Source organism: Polymorphospora rubra (assembly GCF_018324255.1).
GTDB classification, from domain to species: Bacteria; Actinomycetota; Actinomycetes; order Mycobacteriales; family Micromonosporaceae; genus Polymorphospora; species Polymorphospora rubra.
The window spans coordinates 4,843,011-4,859,160 of sequence record NZ_AP023359.1; the positions used below are offsets into that span (position 1 = coordinate 4,843,011).

The 16,150-nt window shown below is 74.1% G+C and carries 14 protein-coding genes; 13 read left to right on the forward strand and 1 reads right to left on the reverse strand.

Annotated features, from left to right (window positions below; translation table 11 throughout):
* Window position 1 precedes the first annotated feature (1 nt).
* From Prubr_RS21860 to Prubr_RS21925, 13 genes are read left to right on the forward strand one after another with little or no spacing between them, the layout of a single operon-like run.
* Complete coding sequence (locus tag Prubr_RS21860) at window positions 2–1,282, forward strand: acyl carrier protein (RefSeq protein WP_246567468.1); 1,281 nt, start codon at window positions 2–4, stop codon at window positions 1,280–1,282.
* On the forward strand, window positions 1,276–2,775 hold the full coding sequence (locus Prubr_RS21865) for a class I adenylate-forming enzyme family protein (protein WP_212816773.1): 1,500 nt from the start codon (window positions 1,276–1,278) through the stop codon (window positions 2,773–2,775). Before Prubr_RS21860 ends, Prubr_RS21865 begins: the two co-directional genes overlap by 7 nt.
* Complete coding sequence (locus Prubr_RS21870) at window positions 2,768–4,018, forward strand: type III PLP-dependent enzyme domain-containing protein (protein WP_212816774.1); 1,251 nt, start codon at window positions 2,768–2,770, stop codon at window positions 4,016–4,018. Before Prubr_RS21865 ends, Prubr_RS21870 begins: the two co-directional genes overlap by 8 nt.
* A 6-nt stretch (window positions 4,019–4,024) precedes the next feature.
* Window positions 4,025–4,264: an acyl carrier protein gene (locus Prubr_RS21875; protein ID WP_212816775.1), complete on the forward strand. Its 240-nt coding sequence runs from the start codon at window positions 4,025–4,027 to the stop codon at window positions 4,262–4,264.
* Window positions 4,261–5,430, forward strand: a complete 1,170-nt coding sequence (locus Prubr_RS21880) for an acyl-CoA dehydrogenase family protein (protein ID WP_212816776.1) — start codon at window positions 4,261–4,263, stop codon at window positions 5,428–5,430. The genes Prubr_RS21875 and Prubr_RS21880 overlap by 4 nt, the downstream gene beginning before the upstream one ends.
* Window positions 5,423–6,493, forward strand: coding sequence for an acyl-CoA dehydrogenase family protein (locus Prubr_RS21885; RefSeq protein WP_212816777.1), 1,071 nt, complete (start codon window positions 5,423–5,425; stop codon window positions 6,491–6,493). The genes Prubr_RS21880 and Prubr_RS21885 overlap by 8 nt, the downstream gene beginning before the upstream one ends.
* Entirely contained in the window at window positions 6,490–7,182 is a 693-nt protein-coding gene (locus Prubr_RS21890) for a 4'-phosphopantetheinyl transferase family protein (RefSeq protein ID WP_212816778.1), read from the forward strand. The genes Prubr_RS21885 and Prubr_RS21890 overlap by 4 nt, the downstream gene beginning before the upstream one ends.
* Window positions 7,179–9,692: an amino acid adenylation domain-containing protein gene (locus Prubr_RS36970; RefSeq protein ID WP_246567469.1), complete on the forward strand. Its 2,514-nt coding sequence runs from the start codon at window positions 7,179–7,181 to the stop codon at window positions 9,690–9,692. The genes Prubr_RS21890 and Prubr_RS36970 overlap by 4 nt, the downstream gene beginning before the upstream one ends.
* Window positions 9,685–12,099: a condensation domain-containing protein gene (locus Prubr_RS21905; RefSeq protein WP_212816779.1), complete on the forward strand. Its 2,415-nt coding sequence runs from the start codon at window positions 9,685–9,687 to the stop codon at window positions 12,097–12,099. Before Prubr_RS36970 ends, Prubr_RS21905 begins: the two co-directional genes overlap by 8 nt.
* Before the next feature lie 14 nt (window positions 12,100–12,113).
* Window positions 12,114–12,872, forward strand: a complete 759-nt coding sequence (locus tag Prubr_RS21910) for a HalD/BesD family halogenase (protein WP_212816780.1) — start codon at window positions 12,114–12,116, stop codon at window positions 12,870–12,872.
* A 5-nt stretch (window positions 12,873–12,877) separates the two neighbouring features.
* Entirely contained in the window at window positions 12,878–14,104 is a 1,227-nt protein-coding gene (locus Prubr_RS21915) for an argininosuccinate synthase (protein ID WP_212816781.1), read from the forward strand.
* Window positions 14,101–15,021, forward strand: a complete 921-nt coding sequence (locus Prubr_RS21920) for a methionyl-tRNA formyltransferase (RefSeq protein WP_212816782.1) — start codon at window positions 14,101–14,103, stop codon at window positions 15,019–15,021. Before Prubr_RS21915 ends, Prubr_RS21920 begins: the two co-directional genes overlap by 4 nt.
* Window positions 15,022–15,070: 49 nt before the next feature.
* Window positions 15,071–15,442 (forward strand): VOC family protein, encoded by a 372-nt coding sequence (locus Prubr_RS21925; protein WP_212816783.1) that lies wholly within the window; start codon window positions 15,071–15,073, stop codon window positions 15,440–15,442.
* A 13-nt stretch (window positions 15,443–15,455) separates the two neighbouring features.
* Here the strand turns inward: Prubr_RS21925 and Prubr_RS21930 are convergent, their stop codons facing one another.
* On the reverse strand, window positions 15,456–15,875 hold the full coding sequence (locus tag Prubr_RS21930) for an OsmC family protein (RefSeq protein WP_246567471.1): 420 nt from the start codon (window positions 15,873–15,875) through the stop codon (window positions 15,456–15,458).
* Between the last annotated feature and the right edge of the window lie 275 nt (window positions 15,876–16,150).

The window sequence follows — 16,150 nt, forward strand, 5'->3', positions numbered from 1 at the left end:
CATGACCGGTACGGCCCCGATGCCCACCCGCAGCCGGGAGTGGACGCCGGTGCTCGACGGCCTGCGCGCCGACCTGCTCGACTGCCTCCAGGTCAACCTGGCCGCCGTCGCCGACCGGGCCGCCGGCCCCGGCGCGCACCTCGCGCTCGGCGCGCCACTGCGGTTCGTCACGACCGCCGGCCCGCTCGGCCTGCCGGTCCTGACCGCGTCGGTCGAGCGGCGGCTCGACGAGGCGGCCGGCCTGCTCGGGCTGCGCGTCGACCGGCGCTGGACCGGGGTGTCCGGTGCGGACCTGCGGGAGCTGGCCCGCGACCACGGCCCGCTGTACGTCGTCGGCGACGCGTTCACGATGCCGTGGTTGCCGTACGCCGGGCACGAACACATGGAACACAGCTTCCTGCTGGCCGACGCCGGTCCACAGTGTGTGGTCGCGGACGGCTACCACAACTCGACCCGGTGGGGGGACGCCCGGCCGGGGGTGTGGCGGCTGCCGGCCGCCGACCTCGACGCCGCGGTGCCGGCGGCCACCGCGATGACCCTGACCGTCGCGGCCGCCCCGGAAGTGGACCGGGCGGCGGTCCTGCGTGAGAACGCCGCCGACCTCGCCGCCGCGCAAACCGCCGTCGACGACTACCTGGACCGGATCCGGGCCCGCGCCGGGGAACCCGCCGTCGCCGCCCAGATCGTGCTCGACGTATGGCTGCTGGGCCGGTCCCGGGCACTGCACGCCGCCTGGCTCGCCGCGACGGCCACCCACCCGCCGGATGCCGCGGCCACCGACCCGCCGGGTGACCGGACCGGTGAGCTGGCCGCCCACGCGGACTCCTGGCTGGCGCTGGCGGGGCAGAGCTACGTGGCGATGCGGCGGGCCGCCCGCGGTGGCGCGTTCCCCGCCGCCGTACTCGACCGGTACGCCGAGCTGCTGCACACCGACGTCGTACTAGCCGGGCGGCTCGTGGCCGGTGCGGCCGCGCCGCCGCCGTCCGCCGACGGGGTCGTCGGACCCGCCGCCGTGGACCCGGCGCGGATCCGTGCGGTGCTGGCCGCCGAGTTCGGTGCCGTGCTCGGGCTCGAACCGGAGGCGGTGGCCGGGCGCCCCCTGCGGGAACTGCCCCGCTACAACTCGTTCCGGCTGGTCGACGTGATCGAACGGGCCGAGGAGCGGCTCGGGGTGCAACTCGATCCGGACGACCTGACCGTGACGGCGCTGCGCGACCTCGACTCGCTCTGCGGGGTGTTCGGCCGGGCCCGGCCGGTGCCCGAGGGGGTGCCGCGATGGTGACGCTGCTGCACGATCTGCTCGACCGGGCCGCCGCCGACCGGCCGGACCGGATCGCGGTCGGCCGGGGCCCCGACTCGTTGACCTACGCCGAACTGTCCGCCGCCAGTCGCCGGCTGGCATACCGGCTCGCCGGTCACGGTGTACGGCGCGGTGACCGGGTCGTCGTACAGGTTCCCGCCGGCGTGCTCGTTCCCGCCCTGCTGTACGCCTGCTCGCGGGTCGGCGCGGTGTTCAGCCTCGTCAGCGAGCAGGCGCCGGCGGTCGCCCTCGCGCACGTCCTGACCGACGCGGAACCGGTGCTGCTCGTCTCCGACCGCGCCGACGCGGCCCCGGTCGCGGCCGGGCTGGCCGTACGGTGTGTCGGCCTGGCCGAACTGGCCGGGACCGGTGACGGCGGCCCGCACGGCGAACCGGGACCACCGCCGCTGGCCGTCGACCCGGTCTGCCTCATCTACACCTCGGGCAGCACCGGCATGCCGAAGGCGGTGGTGTCGACCCACGCCCAGGTGGTCTTCGCGGCCGGGGCCATCGGGCACGAACTCGGCTACCGGCCGACCGACGTCGTCTACTGCGCGCTGCCGCTCTCCTTCGACTACGGCATGTACCAGATCTTCCTCAGCACCCTGGCCGGCGCCCGGCTGCAACTCGGTTCGCCGGCCGACGCCGGTCCCGGGCTGGCCCGGCAGCTGGTGGCGCACCGCGCGACCGTACTGCCCGCGGTGCCCTCGCTCGCCCGGGGACTGGCCCGGCTGCTGTCGCGCCCGGACACGGCCGTGCCGGCGCTGCGGCTGCTCACCAACACCGGCGCGGCCATGCCGCCGGAGGTGCTGCGCGACCTGCGCGCCCGGATCCCGTCGCTGCGGGTCCAGCTCATGTTCGGGCTGACCGAGTGCAAACGTGCGGCGATCATGCCGGTCGACGAGGACCTGCGCCGCCCCGGAGCCGCCGGGCGCGCCCTGCCGGGCACCGAGATCCTGATCGTGGACGCCGACGGCAGGTCCGTGCCGCCCGGGACGACCGGCGAGATCGTCATCCGGGGCCCGCACGTGATGGCCGGCTACTGGCGGCGGCCCGAACTCACCGCACAGCGGTTTCCGCGCACCGACGGCCTGTTCCCGGTGTTGCGGACCGGCGACTACGGGCGGCTGGACGCCGACGGCTACCTCTACTTCGTCGGCCGGCGCGACGACATCTACAAGGAGCGCGGCACCCGGGTCAGTGTCACCGAGGTCGAGGCGGCGGCCCACCGGATCCCGCAGGTGGAGGCGGCCGCCGTCCTGCCACCCGGGCCCGGGTCCGCCGACGACTCGGCGACCCTGTTCGTGGTCACCCGGCTCAGCCCGCAGGAGGTGCTGGCCGCGCTGCGCGCCGAACTCGACGAGCTCAAGACGCCCCGGACGTGTCTGGTGGTCCCGGAACTCCCGCTCACCCGCAACGGCAAGGTCGACCGGGCCGACCTGCACCGGCAGTGGTCGGCGGCGGCCCATGCCTGACCTCGCGGCACTGTTCTCGGCGGCGGATCCGCCGCCGACCCCGGCGTACGTCTACGACCTCGACGAACTCGACCGGTCGCACGCCGCCCTGCGGGCCGCGCTGCCCGCCGGCGGCGAACTGTTCTATTCGCTGAAGGCCAACCCGCATCCGGCGGTGGTCGGCGCGCTGGTCGGCGCGGGCTGCCGCGCCGAGGTGTGTTCGCCCGGCGAGCTGCGGGCCGCCCTGGAGGCCGGCGCCGATCCGGCCGGGATGCTCTACACCGGGCCGGGCAAGCGCGACGTCGACGTCGCGGAGGCGATCGAGGCCGGGGTCGGGTTCTTCTCCGTCGACTCGCCGTACGGGCTGGACCAGCTGGACCGGATCGCCCGCCGGTACGCGACGCCGGTACGGGCGCTGGTGCGGGTCAACGACGACAGCCCGGCCCCCGGCCAGGGGCTGACGATGACCGGGGTGGCGTCGCAGTTCGGCGCCGACGTCCGGTGGGTGCGCAAGGAGCCGGAGCTGTTCGCGGCGCGTGCGTACGTGCGCCCGGTCGGCTTCCACCTCTACATGGGCAGCAACATCGCCGCCGAGGACGCGCTGTACGCCCAGTTCGCGCAGTCGGTGGCGACCGCGGTGGAGCTGGCCGGGGCGACCGGTGTCGAGCCGGAGGTGCTCGACCTCGGCGGCGGGTTCGGGGTGCCGTTCGCGCGGGCCGGCGGCCGGCCCGACCTCACCGGCCTCGCGGACCGGCTGACCGCGTTGCTGACCGACGCCTTCCCCGGCTGGCCCGACCGCGGGCCGGCGGTCGCCTTCGAGTCCGGCCGCTACCTGGTCGGCACCTGCGGGACCCTGGTCACCCGGGTCCTCGACGTCAAGCGGTCGCAGGACGCGACGGTCGTGATCCTCGAGTCCGGGATTAACCACCTCGGCGGCATGTCCGGGCTGCGCCGGCTGCCGCCGATCGTGCCGGACCTCGTCGCGGTCGACGGCGCGACCGGCGAACCGGTCCCGGCGACGATGGTCACCGGCCCGCTCTGCACGCCGCTGGACACCTGGGCCCGGGCCGCGACGCTGCCGCCGCCGCGACCCGGCCAACTCGTCGCCGTGCCCAACGTGGGCGCCTACGGCCTCTACGCCAGCCTGGTCGCGTTCCTCGGGCACCCGGCACCGGTGGAGGTCACCATCGCCGGCGGCCGGGTCACCGGCATGACCCGTCTGGCGCTGACCCGAAACGTCGTCACCGGTACGAACAGGGGCTGATCTGCTGTGGACAATGGATTTCCGGGCCTGCTCAAGCCCTTCCTCAAGTACGCCGGAACGCAACCCATCAACCCGGAGGCGTCCCTCAACGACCTGGGCCTCGACTCGATGCGCGCGATCGAGCTGCTGTTCGCCATCGAGGACACGTACGGGGTGTCCATGCCGGACGAACTGCTGACCGACGCGACGTTCGCGACCGCCGGCAGCCTCTGGGCGACGATCGAGGCACTGCGGGGGCCGAGATGACCGCCGGCGTGCCGGACGACGCCGGGTACGGGGCCGCGCTCGCCGACGTGCTGGACGTGACGGCCCGCCACGCGGCGCACGCCGACGAGACCGCGAGCTTCCCGGTCGAGGCGCTGGACGCCATGCGCCGGACCGGCCTGCTCGGCCTGGCGGTGCCGGCCGCGTACGGCGGTGGCGGCGGGGGACTGGCCGAGATCGTCGACGCGACGCTGCGGCTGGCCCGGGTCGACATGTCGGTGGGCCTGATCTTCGCGATGCACTGCCAGCAGGTGGTCGCCGTGGTCCGGCACGCCGACGACGACCTCGCGGGGCGGCTGCTGCCCGTGCTCGGCAAGGGGGACCGCTACCTCGCCTCGGTGACGACCGAACGCGGCAAGGGCGGCCACCTGCTCAGCTCGGAGTCGGCGGTGGAGCGGGCCGCCGGGACGCTGCGGATCGACCGCGACGCCCCGATCGTCACCGGCGGCGGGCACGCCGACGCGTTCCTGATCACCACGCTGGCGCCGGACGCCGACTCGCCGAGCCAGGTCTCCCTGGTCTTCGCCTGGCGCGACCAGCTGACCGTCGAGACGCGTGGCGGCTGGCAGCCGCTGGGGATGCGGGCGACCGAGAGCGTACCGATGCGTCTGGTCGGCCGGGTTCCGGCCGACCAGGTGATCGGCAGTCCGGGCCAGTTCCGGGAGATCGTCTCGACCACCTTCGGCCCGTTCGCCCACATCGGCTGGGCCGCCGCCTGGCTCGGGGCCGCCACCGGTGCGCTCTCCCGGGTCCTCGGCCACATCCGGGGCGACGGCCGCGCCGGCTTCGACCCCTCCTCGGAGCTGCTGCTGACCCGGGTCGCCCGGATCCGGGCCCGGCTCGACCTGGTCAACGCCCTGCTGTGGCACACCGTCGGCGCCGTCTCCGGGGCCGCGCCGGTGACCGAACCGTCGATCCAGTTGCTGGTCAACTCGCTGAAGGTGCACGCGTCGGAGCAGTGCTTCGCCGCCGTCGACGAGCTGATGGAACTCGTCGGGCTGCGGCACGGCTACCTGCGGGGGTCGCCGCTGTGGGTCGAGCGGGTCTTCCGGGACCTCCGGTCGGCCTCGCTGAACTACGGCAACGACCGGCTGCTGCTGGTCAACGGGGCACTCGCGTTGCGGGACCGGCAGGTGCGCCTTGCCTGAGACCGCCGCACGCACGGCCGCCGCCCTGCGGGCCGCGTCGTCGACCCGGGACGCCCGGGCGGTCTGGCGGGCCCTCGGCGAGCACGGCCTGTTGACCGGCGCCGAGGACCTCGGCGGGCTGCTCGCCGCCCTCGACGCGCACTGCCCGGCCGGGGTGGTGCTGTCGGTGTGCGTACAGGTCGCGGCCGCCGTACCGGTGCTGCGCGAACACGTCGGCACCGACCCGGACGGGCCGGCCGCCAAGGCGTACGAGGACGTGGTGCGGGGGAACTCGACGCTGGCGTTCGCCGCCACCGACGGGGTCGGCGCCGGATCGGACCTGATGGGCATGGCCACCACCGCCCGCCTGGACGACGACTCGGTGGTGCTCGACGGCGCCAAGCGGTGGATCACCAACGCCTGCACCGCCGGTCACGCGCTGGTCCTGGCCCGGTACCGGCCGCAGCGGCACTTCACCAGCTTCCTGTGGGTGCTGGTGCCGACCGACGCGCCCGGGGTGCGGGCGGTCGCCGCCGGCGGGCCGCTGCTGGCCGGTGCCGGCCTCGGTGACCTGCATCTGGACGGCGTACGCCTGGACCGCGGCCACCTTGTCGGCCGGCCGGGCCGGGGGCTGGTCACGTTCGCCCGGCACGCCGCCACCGAGCGCCTCGCGGGCGGACTCTGGGCCGCCGCCATGTGCCGGCGGGTACTCGCCGACACCCACCGGCGGCTGACCACCCGTCCGCTCGGTGACGCGACCGCCTGGGACAACCCGGCGATCCGGGAACGGTACGCCCGCTGCCTGGTCGAGGCCTGGCGGATCGACGCCGCCTGCGCCGCCTACCGGGCCAGCGACCGGCCCATGACGACCGGGATGCTGCTCAAGGTGTCGGTGGCGGACAGCCTCGACGCGGTGCTCACCGAGTGCGCGCGGCTGGTCGGCGCGGACGCCTTCGCCGCCGGCGGGCTGGCGCAGTTGCGGGCCGAGGCCGGGATGTTCGCCACCGCCGGCGGGGCGACCGGCGCGATGCTCGCCGGCATCGCCGACCACGTACCCGATCTGCTCGGGGAGCCGGCGCGATGACCGTTCAGGACCGGCCGGCGCCCCGCCGGCAGCCGGCCGGGGCACCGTGGCACGGGCCGCCGGTGCTGCGGCTCGACGTGACCCCGGGGGTCGAGGTCGCCGTCGCCCACCAGACCCGGCTCGTCGACCTGGCACCGTCCACCGTAGACCTGGCGGCATCGGCCGACCTGCCCCCCGACCGGCGGGCGGAGTGGCTGGCCGTGCGGACCCTGCTGCGGACGCTGCTGGTGGCGGAACTGGGGGAGCGGGCCGGGACAGTGGCGATCGGCGCCCACCCCGGCGGGCAGCCGCACCTGCCGCGGCGACCGGACCTGTTCGTCAGCCTGTCGCACGACGACGGCTTCGTGGCCGCGGCGGTCGGACTGGGCGTCCCGGTGGGCATCGACGTCCAGGTGCCGGTGCCCGCGCCGCCGGCGCTGCTGCGCAGGTGCTGCCGACCGGACGTCCGCGCCGCGCTGGACCGGTTGCCGCAGCCGGCCCGGGACCTGGAGTTCGCCTGGTTGTGGACCGTGCAGGAGGCGTGTGTCAAGGCGACCGGGGCCGGCCTCGCCGGCGAGCCGTGGACCATCCCGGTCCCGTACGGGCGGCACCGCGGCCGCTGGCGGGAGCTGTGCTGGGTGAGCCTGCGGGACCGGGTCGACGTGCCGGTCAGCGTCGCCTACACCGACGGCGGAAGCGGGGCCACATGACGACCGGACCAGACCCCCGGTTCGCGGGGCTCAGCTGCTACACGAGCAATCTCGCCGGCTACCGGGCCGCCGAGTTCGCCGACACGCCGCCCTGGTTCGCCACGTCGGTACGGCTCGCGGTCCGCGTCGACCTGCCCGACGGGCAGTTGGCGTTCTCCCACCACGCGCAGCCGCTCGACCGGCTGCCGGACGGCACCCGGCTGACGTACGCCAGCGCACCCGCGTCCGACGCGGCCGACGGGATCGACGCCGAACTGCGCCGGTACGGCCGGGTGGTGGTCGTCGCCGACAGCGCCGCGCTGCCCTGGTCGCCGTCGGCCGGGTCCACCCACCACGCGCCGCACTGGCTGCTGGTCGACGGCCGGTACGGCGACGAGTGGCATGTCGTGGACGCCTTCGGCGGCCTGCTGGCCACCGGTGAACAGCGGCCGTACGCGGGCCGGCTCGGCACCGGCGCGCTGCTGTCGGCGCTGCGCCAGCCGGGCTGGAGCCCCGAGCAGTGCCGGCGGGGCGCCCTCGTCTTCGGCCACTGGACCCCGCCGCCCGACGGCGCCGATCCGTGCTGGCTGCGGCGGACCGCCGACCCCGCCCCGGCACCCCGGCTGCCCGGCACGTGGCTGTCCGGCGACGACGCCCTGGAGTTCCTCCGCGACCGCGTCACCGACGATCCGGCCGCCGCCGGCCGGCACCTCGACGACCTGTGGGCCGCGGCGATGCACCACGTCTTCCGGCACCGGTGGTACGCCGCCGACGCCGCCGCCGCGGCCTGGGCGGACCTGCCCCGGGCGCTGCGGTTCGCGGTCGACTCGGCCCGCCGCGGCCGTCCCCGGCCCGCACTGGTGCGGGCCACCTTCGACCACCTCCGACGCCTGGAACGCGACCAGGCGACCGCTGCACCGACCCCCGTGGGCCGTAATCCCCGGCAACGTCCCGAAGGAAGTGCGATGGAGACCCGTACCCTCTACGACTGGTTCCTCACGTCGGCCCGGCGCCACCCGGACAACGTGGCGATCGAGGTCGCCGCGGACGCGTTGACCTATGCCGAACTCCGGGCCGCGACGGAGCGGCTCTCGGCCGACCTGGTGCGGCACCTGGGCCGTCCGCCGCGACGGGTCGGGCTGCTCAGCTCGCGCAGTCTCGTCGGCTATCTCACCTACCTGGCGGCGCTGCGGCTCGGCGCGACGGTGGTGCCGCTGAATCCGGCCAACCCCGCCGCGCGCAACCTGGCCATCAGCGACGAGGCGGGCCTGGACCTGACCGTCGTCGACGACACCTCCGGCGACGGGCTGGCCGAATACCGGCGGCAGGCCGCCGTGGCCGTCCTGGACCTCACCGGCGACGGCTGGCGCCGCTTCCTCACCCCCGACCCGGGGGCGACGGTTCCGCCGCAGGTGGAGCGCGGCCCCGACGACTTCGCCTACATCATCTTCACCAGCGGCACCACCGGCCGGCCCAAGGGCGTGCCGGCGACCCACGCCAACGTGGGCTCGTTCCTGACCGAGGTGATCAGAAGGTACCGGTTCCGGCCCGAGTCGCGGGTGTCCCAGACCTTCGAGATGTGCTTCGACGGTTCGATCCTGGCGATGTTCGGCGCCTGGGGCAGCGGCGCCACCCTCTGCGTGGCACAGCGCGGCGACGTGCTGACCCCGGTGCGGTTCATCAACGGCAAGCGGCTGACCCACTGGCTCTCCGTACCGTCGCTCATCTCCTTCGCCAAACGGCTGCGGGCGCTCGCCCCCGGCAGCATGCCGACCCTGCGGCTGAGTTCCTTCGGCGGCGAACCGCTCACCGTCCAGCAGGTCGACGACTGGACGGCGGCCGCCCCGAACACCGCGGTCATCAACTGCTACGGGCCGACCGAGACCACGGTCATCGTCACCGCGTACGAGGTGCCCGCCGACCCGGCGCAGCGGGTCGCGGCGGTGAACCGCTCGGTGCCGATCGGCGACATCTACCCGCACCTGGAGTACGTGCTGCTCGACGACGATCTCCGCCCGTCCGACGACGGCGAGTTGTGCATCCGGGGCGACCAGCGGTTCCCCGGCTACCTCGATCCGGCGGAGAACGCCGGCCGGTTCGTCACGTTCGACGGCGCCCGGGCCCGGGTCTACGACGGCACCGAACCGCTCACCGCGCGGCACTGGTACCGCACCGGCGACCGGGTCCGGCGCGAGTCCGGCGAACTCGTGCACCAGGGCCGGATCGACCACCAGGTCAAGGTGCGCGGAAACCGGGTCGAACTCGGTGAGATCGAGGCGGCCCTGCGGATCCACCCGCAGGTGGTGGAGGCCGTGGTGATCACGGTGGCCGGTGTCGACGGCGAGGTCGACCTGCACGCGGTCTACACCGGAGCCCCACTCTCCGACGACGACCTCACCGGCCTCGTCGGGCACCTGCCGCCCTACATGCGGCCGCGCGGCTTCCACCACCGGGCCGAGATCCCGCTCACCGAGGTGGACAAGGTCGACCGCAAGCGGCTGGCCGACGAGTTCCTCGCCACCCATGGCTGACCGGGGCGAGGTGGCCGGCCCGGTACCGGCGACCGCGATGCAGGAGGCCCTCTGGTGGGTGCACCAGCGGGCGCGGAACCGGTCGGTCTACAACCTCACCTGGCGGCTGGCCACCGACCGGCCGCTCGACCGGGCGGCGCTGCGCGACGCCTGGCAGTCGCTGGTCGACCGGCACGAGACGCTGCGTACGTCGATACACCGGCGGGACGGGCGGGTCGAACTCGACGTCGCCGCGCGCCTGCCGGTCGACGTCGCCCGGATCGAGATCGACGACCCCGGCTCCGCCGACCCCGCCACCCTGCTCCGCCTGCTCGCCGAGGAACTCCAGGAGCGGGAGTTCGCGCTGGACTCGGCACCGCTGGCCCGGCTCACCCACGTGCGGGTCGGCGCGGTCCACGAACTCGTGCTCACCGTGCACCACGTCGTCCTCGACGGCTGGGCGATCCAGCTGCTGATGGGGGAACTGTCGCAGGCGTACGCGGCGGCCGGTGCCGGCCGCCCGGTGTCCTGGCCCGCCGATCCGGTCCCGTTCTCGACGTACGCCCGCGAGCATGCCGCCGCCCGCGCCGACGACCGGTGGGCGCAGAGCCTGCGGTACTGGCGGAACACCCTCGCCGACGCGACCGCCGCGACCCTCGAACCGGACCTGCCCGGCGAACTGGCCAGCGGCGCGCCCGGCGCCATCGTGAGGTACGGGTTCAGCGCCGACGCGGCCACCGGGATCGCGGCGCTGGCGAAGGTCACCTTCGGCACCCCGTTCGCGATCGTCCTGGCCGCCGCGCAGATCGTGCTCGCCCGGGGCGGGGCGGGGTCCGACGTGACCCTCGGCGTGGTGGTAGCGAACCGGATGACAGCCCGCGACCAGGCGCTCGTCGGCTACACCGCCAACCTGTGCACCGTGCGGGCCGGCGTCCGGGACACCGACACCGTCCTCGACGTCGTGGGCCGGGCCCGGGACGGGATGTGGGCGATGCTCACCCACCAGGCGGTGCCGTACCCGGTCGTGTTCGAGGCACTGCCGTCGGACACCCAGACCGCGCTGGGCGACACGGCACCGCTGCTGCTGAGCTATCTCGGCCCGATCGGCAACGACCTGCGGCTCGGCGACGTACCGGTCCGGCTGCTGCCCAGCCCGAACCGGGCGGCCCGGGCGGACCTGGCGATGTCGACCTGGGAGACCGACGGCGAATACCTGGCCGAGATCGAGTTCAACACCAGCCGGTACCGGCCGGACACCGTACTGCGGTTCCTGCACGACCTCGACGCGGTGCTCGCCGACGGTGGCGCGGAACCCGCCCGTGCGGTCGGCTCGCTGGCGGTCGGCTCGCGGGCCCGGACGGGGCGCGGCGTGCCGGCCGGCGCCGCGGCGCACGCCGCGCCGCTGCCGCAGACGGCGGTCTGGCGACAGGTCGTCGCGGCCTGGACCGAGCTGCTGGGCGGCCCGCCCGCCGGACCGGACGTGAACTTCTTCGCGGTCGGCGGCAACTCGCTGCGGGCGCTGCAGTTCGTCGGGGCGGTCCAGCCCGCCGGCGGTCCGGCGGTCGACATCGTGCGCTGGTTGGGCGAGCCGACGCCGCGGCGCCTGGTCGACCAGCTCACCGACGACCCGGCGGAGCCGGCGGCCGAACCGTCGACGCTGGTCCGGCTACGCGACGGCACCGGACCGCACCTGCACCTGCTACCCGGCGCGGGCGGCAGCCCCCGGGACTACCAGGACCTCGTGGCCGCCCTGCCCGGCGACTGGCTGGTCACCGCCTCGACCGGGACCGAGTTCGCCGACGTGCCGGCGATGGCCCGGGCGTTCCAGGCCGACCTCGCCGCCGCCGGCCTGGCACCGGACGTCCTCGGCGGCTGGTCGATGGGGGGTCAGATCGCCTACCAGATGGCGGCCGACCGGACCGGCCGGCGGCCGCTCCTGGTGCTGCTGGACTCGGCGCCGCCGACCGGATATCCGCAGCCCGGCGACGCGGCCCGGCACCGCTTCGCCGAGTTCGTCGAGAGCGTCCAGCGGTCGTCGGGAGTGCGGCGGGGGCCGCGGGCGGCCACGACCGGGGACCGACCCGACGCCGGCTTCGACGGTGACCTGGCCAGCGGCGCGCTGGCCGCCTGCCTGGCCGGTGTCGGGCACCCGGTGCCCGCCCGGCTGCTGGCGCAGCGGTGGCGTGGCTACGAACGGCACAGCCGGGCCGTCGCGTCCTACGTCCACACCGGACCGGTCGACACCCCGGCGCTGGTCGTCGCCGCCGAGCTGCTGGACGCGCAGCTGACGCAGTGGGCCGAACGACTCGGCCCGACCCGGTCGCTGCGGGTCACGGCCGACCACCACGCGGTCCTGGGCGCCCCGGTCGCCGTCGAGATCGCCGAGGCGATCACCGATTTCGTCCGCGTCGTGGAGACGCAAGTCTGATCAAGGAGGACCCCGTGGTCGATGTGAAGGTCCTGGAACAGGACCTCCGGGAGCATGTACGACGACACGTTCCGCCGGGTGCCGTCGCGGCGGCCGGCAAGGACCTGGCGCACTACGGGCACGCGAAGGTGTCCTTCGCCGCCCCGGACAGCGTCAAGGCCGCGCTCGCCGCCGAGGTGGAGAGCCTGATCCAGGAGGCCGGCACCCGCCGGGACCTGCGCTTCGCCGAGACCGACTACACGCCCCGAAAGATGCGCAACGTCACCCGGTCGGAGATCGCCGAACTCGGCACCGTGATCCGGGCGGTCTACGCCGCCGAGCCCCTGCTCCGGCTGCTCACCGAGGTCGCCGGCGAACCCGTGCACCGGTGCCCGTACGAGCCCGAGCAGTTCGTCATCACCTGCCTGGAGAAGGACGGCGACACCCACGGCTGGCACTGGGACGACTTCACCTTCGCGCTGGTCTGGGTGGTCGAGTGCCCGCCGGTGGAGAACGGCGGGTTCGTCCAGTGCGTGCCGGGGACGAGTTGGGACAAGCGGAAGCCGGCGATCAACCGGGTCTTCGTCGAGCACCCCATCTACTCGATGGAGCTGTTCCCCGGCGATCTCTACCTGATGCGGACCAACACCACCCTGCACCGGGTCTTTCCGGTCCAGGGCGGCCGCCGCAAGATCGTGAACATGGGATACGCGTCCACTTCGGACCTGAGTGGGGACTTCTCGCACGAGACCATGGATCAGTTGTGGGCCACCGCGCCCGCCGGAGAGGTGTGATCGACATGTCGAACCGAAACAACGTCGCCCCCCGTCACATCGTGCTGGCCTTCTCCGGCGGCCTCGACACGTCGGTGGCCCTGGTCTGGCTCAAGGAGCGCTACCGCTGCCGGCTCACCGCCTTCATCGCCGACCTCGGTCAGGGCGAGGAACTCGACGTGGCCGCCCGCAAGGCGGAGAAGCTCGGCGCCGACGAGGTACGCGTCGTCGACCTGCGCGAGGAGTTCGCCCGCGACTACGCGTTCCCCATGTACCGCGCCGACGCCCTGTACGAGGGGCAGTACCTGATGGGCTCCTCCATCGGCCGGCCGCTGATCGCGGCCGCGCAGCTGCGGATCGCCGAGGAGGTCGGCGCCGACGCGGTCGCGCACGGGGCCACCGGCAAGGGCAACGACCAGATCCGGTTCGAGATGACCTTCGCCGCGCTGCGCCCGGACATCACCGTCATCAGCCCCTGGCGCGAGTGGGAGTTCGCCTCGCGCACCGACCTGCTCGCCTTCGCCGGACGCAACGGCATCGAACTGGACCTCAGCAGCGGCGAGCGGCCGTACTCGATCGACAGCAACCTGCTGCACACCTCGTACGAGGGGGAGGTGCTCGAGGACCCGGCGCTGCCCGCCCCGGCCGGCCTGCTGTTCCGGGTCAACGACGTCGCCGACACCCCGGCCGAACCCGAGACGGTCGAGATCCACTTCCAGTCCGGCAACCCGGTCGGCGTCAACGGCACCCCGCTGTCCGCCACCGGGGTCCTGGAGACCCTCGACGCCATCGGACGCCGGCACGGCATCGGCCGGCTGGACATCGTGGAGAACCGGATCTTCGGCATGAAGACCCGCAACATCTACGAGGCCCCGTCCGGCGCGTTGCTCTGGCACGCCCACCGGGCCGTCCAGTCGCTGGTGCTCGATCCCGAGGTGGCCCAGCTCAAGGAGGAGCTGATGCCGAGGTACGCCGCGCTGGTCTACCGCGGCCTGTGGTTCGCCCCGGAGCGGCTGATGCTCCAGGCCGCGATCGACTTCAGCCAGCAGGACGTGACCGGCGACGCGGTGCTGCGGGTCCACCACGGCGGCGTGCAGGTCGTCGGCCGCCGCTCGCCGCACAGCCGGTACGACGTCGCGTTCGCCACCTTCGAGGCCGACGACGTCTTCGACCAGCGCGACTCGTCGGGCTGGCTGCGGGTCAGCACGGTGCGGTTCCGGGCCGGCCGGCGGGCCGGGGCGGTGGACCGATGAGGATCGTCTTCTTCGGGTACGGCCAGCTCGGCGCGACCGTGCTGCGCGGGATCGCGCCCCGGCACGAGGTGTCGCTGGTGCTGACCCACCGGGCCGAGTTCAGCGGACTCGGCGAACCCGACGTTGAGCGGGCCGCCGCCGAACTGGGCCTGCCGGTGCGCTATTCGGCGACCGCCCGCGAACCCGAACTGCACCGGTTGTTGCGTGACCTGGCACCGGAGGTGATCGTCTCGACGAACTGGCGGACCCGCGTGCCGCCGGAGGTGCTGCGCATCCCCGCCCGCGGGGCGATCAACACCCACGACGCCCTGCTTCCGGCGTACGCGGGCTTCGGCGCGGTCAACTGGGTGATCCGCAACGGCGAGGAGGAGACCGGGCTCAGCGTGCACTACATGGCCGACGAGTTGGACACCGGTCCGGTCATCACCCGCTCCGTGGTCAAGATCGGACCGCACGACACCGCCGGCTACGTCCTCGACCGGCTGCTGGAGGAGTACGTGCCGGTCACCCTGCGGGCGCTGGACCTCGTCGGGCAGGGCCACCGGGGTGAACCGCAGCCGGCGGAGGGCGCCTCCTTCTACCACCGGATCGGGATCGACGACACCCGTATCGACTGGCGGGACAGCGCCACCGTCGTCTACAACCTGGTACGCGGCCAGTCCGATCCGTTCGTCAACGCGTGGACCACCCACGACGGGGTCCGGCTCCGGGTCAAGGCAGCCACCCTGCCGACCCGGGCACATGGCGGCACTCCGGGCCGGATCGTCAAGGCCGACGACGGCGGCGTGGTCATCGCCTGCGGCCGGCCGGGCGACGGCGACGACCGGGGCGTGGTGCTGCTCGAGGTGGCGACCGAGGATGGGCCGACCGTGCGCGCCGTCGACCACTTCACGGCCTTCGGGGGGTACCTTCGCTGACGCGGCTCGTGACGGCGCACGGGGGCGCCGGCGAAGGGAGGGGTGCCGGATGATCGGTCGGCTGCACTCGGTGGTCCTGGACTGCCCGGACGCGGAGGAACTCGCGGAGTTCTATGTGGAGCTGACCGGCCTGGAGTGGGCGGACAGCGACGGCTACTGGGTGACACTGAAGGGCCCGGACGGCCATCCCCGGCTCTGCCTCCAGAGCGTGCCGGACTTCCAACCGCCGCGGTGGCCCGATCCGGCGTACCCCCAGCAGTGCCACCTCGACATCGAGGTCGACGACATCCGGACGGCCGAGAAGGCCGTGCTCCGCCTGGGGGCGACCCTGCTGCGCGGCGGAGGCAGCCGCGCCTGCGGGTTCCGCGTCTACGCCGACCCGGTCGGTCATCCGTTCTGCCTGGTCTGGGGACAGGACTGAGCCGGCGCCGGGATCAGGCCGTCGAGGTCAGGTTCATCGCGTCGAGGCTCACCTCGGTGCCGGCCCGCAGCGAGTTCGGGATCTCGGCGATCCGGTCGACGTGCGCGACGAGGTCGCGTAGCCGTTCCTGGGGCGCGTCGCCGCTGAGTTCGACACCGTAGGAGATCGGCGTCGACACCGCCGGGTCACCGGCGAACCCGCCGGACACCCGCACGGCGACCCGGTGCAGCGTGATGCCCATGGCGTCCGCCTCGCGGAACAGATCGTTGGAGACGCAGCCGGCCACCGCCAGGCAGAGCAGCTGCCCACCGTTGAAACCGAGCCCGCCACCGCCGGCCTCGACCGGACGGTCCACCACGAGCGTGTACGACCCCGCCGAACCGACGGCGGTCGGCCGCCCGTCGACGGTACGCGTCTCGACCACGAAGCTCATGCCCGGCATCCCTTCCCACGGCCACCGCCCACGACCCGCCACTATCGCACCCCGAACCCGCCGGACACGGCGCGCCGCGTCTTCCGACAAAGTCGGTGAGGGCGGGATTTCTCCTGATTGGGAATGTCGGTCCGGCCGGCGGTCCCATGCCGGGAACCGGAGGAGCCGTGCCGTGAGATCCTATGTGGATGCCAGGTTTCGGTCATACGCCGGCCGGCTGACCGGCCCTGACAGGGGCCGGGTCGTCGGCGGGCCGGTTTGCCGGCCGGCCGGTG

Excerpts from the sequence above, each read along its gene's own strand:
- Prubr_RS21860 (WP_246567468.1), top strand. The coding sequence starts at position 2 with ATGACCGGTACGGCCCCGATGCCCACCCGCAGCCGGGAGTGGACGCCG.
- Prubr_RS21865 (WP_212816773.1), top strand. The coding sequence starts at position 1,276 with ATGGTGACGCTGCTGCACGATCTGCTCGACCGGGCCGCCGCCGACCGG.
- Prubr_RS21870 (WP_212816774.1), top strand. The coding sequence starts at position 2,768 with ATGCCTGACCTCGCGGCACTGTTCTCGGCGGCGGATCCGCCGCCGACC.
- Prubr_RS21880 (WP_212816776.1), top strand. The coding sequence starts at position 4,261 with ATGACCGCCGGCGTGCCGGACGACGCCGGGTACGGGGCCGCGCTCGCC.
- Prubr_RS21890 (WP_212816778.1), top strand. The coding sequence starts at position 6,490 with ATGACCGTTCAGGACCGGCCGGCGCCCCGCCGGCAGCCGGCCGGGGCA.
- Prubr_RS36970 (WP_246567469.1), top strand. The coding sequence starts at position 7,179 with ATGACGACCGGACCAGACCCCCGGTTCGCGGGGCTCAGCTGCTACACG.
- Prubr_RS21905 (WP_212816779.1), top strand. The coding sequence starts at position 9,685 with ATGGCTGACCGGGGCGAGGTGGCCGGCCCGGTACCGGCGACCGCGATG.
- Prubr_RS21915 (WP_212816781.1), top strand. The coding sequence starts at position 12,878 with ATGTCGAACCGAAACAACGTCGCCCCCCGTCACATCGTGCTGGCCTTC.
- Prubr_RS21920 (WP_212816782.1), top strand. The coding sequence starts at position 14,101 with ATGAGGATCGTCTTCTTCGGGTACGGCCAGCTCGGCGCGACCGTGCTG.
- Prubr_RS21925 (WP_212816783.1), top strand. The coding sequence starts at position 15,071 with ATGATCGGTCGGCTGCACTCGGTGGTCCTGGACTGCCCGGACGCGGAG.
- Prubr_RS21930 (WP_246567471.1), bottom strand. The coding sequence starts at position 15,875 with ATGAGCTTCGTGGTCGAGACGCGTACCGTCGACGGGCGGCCGACCGCC.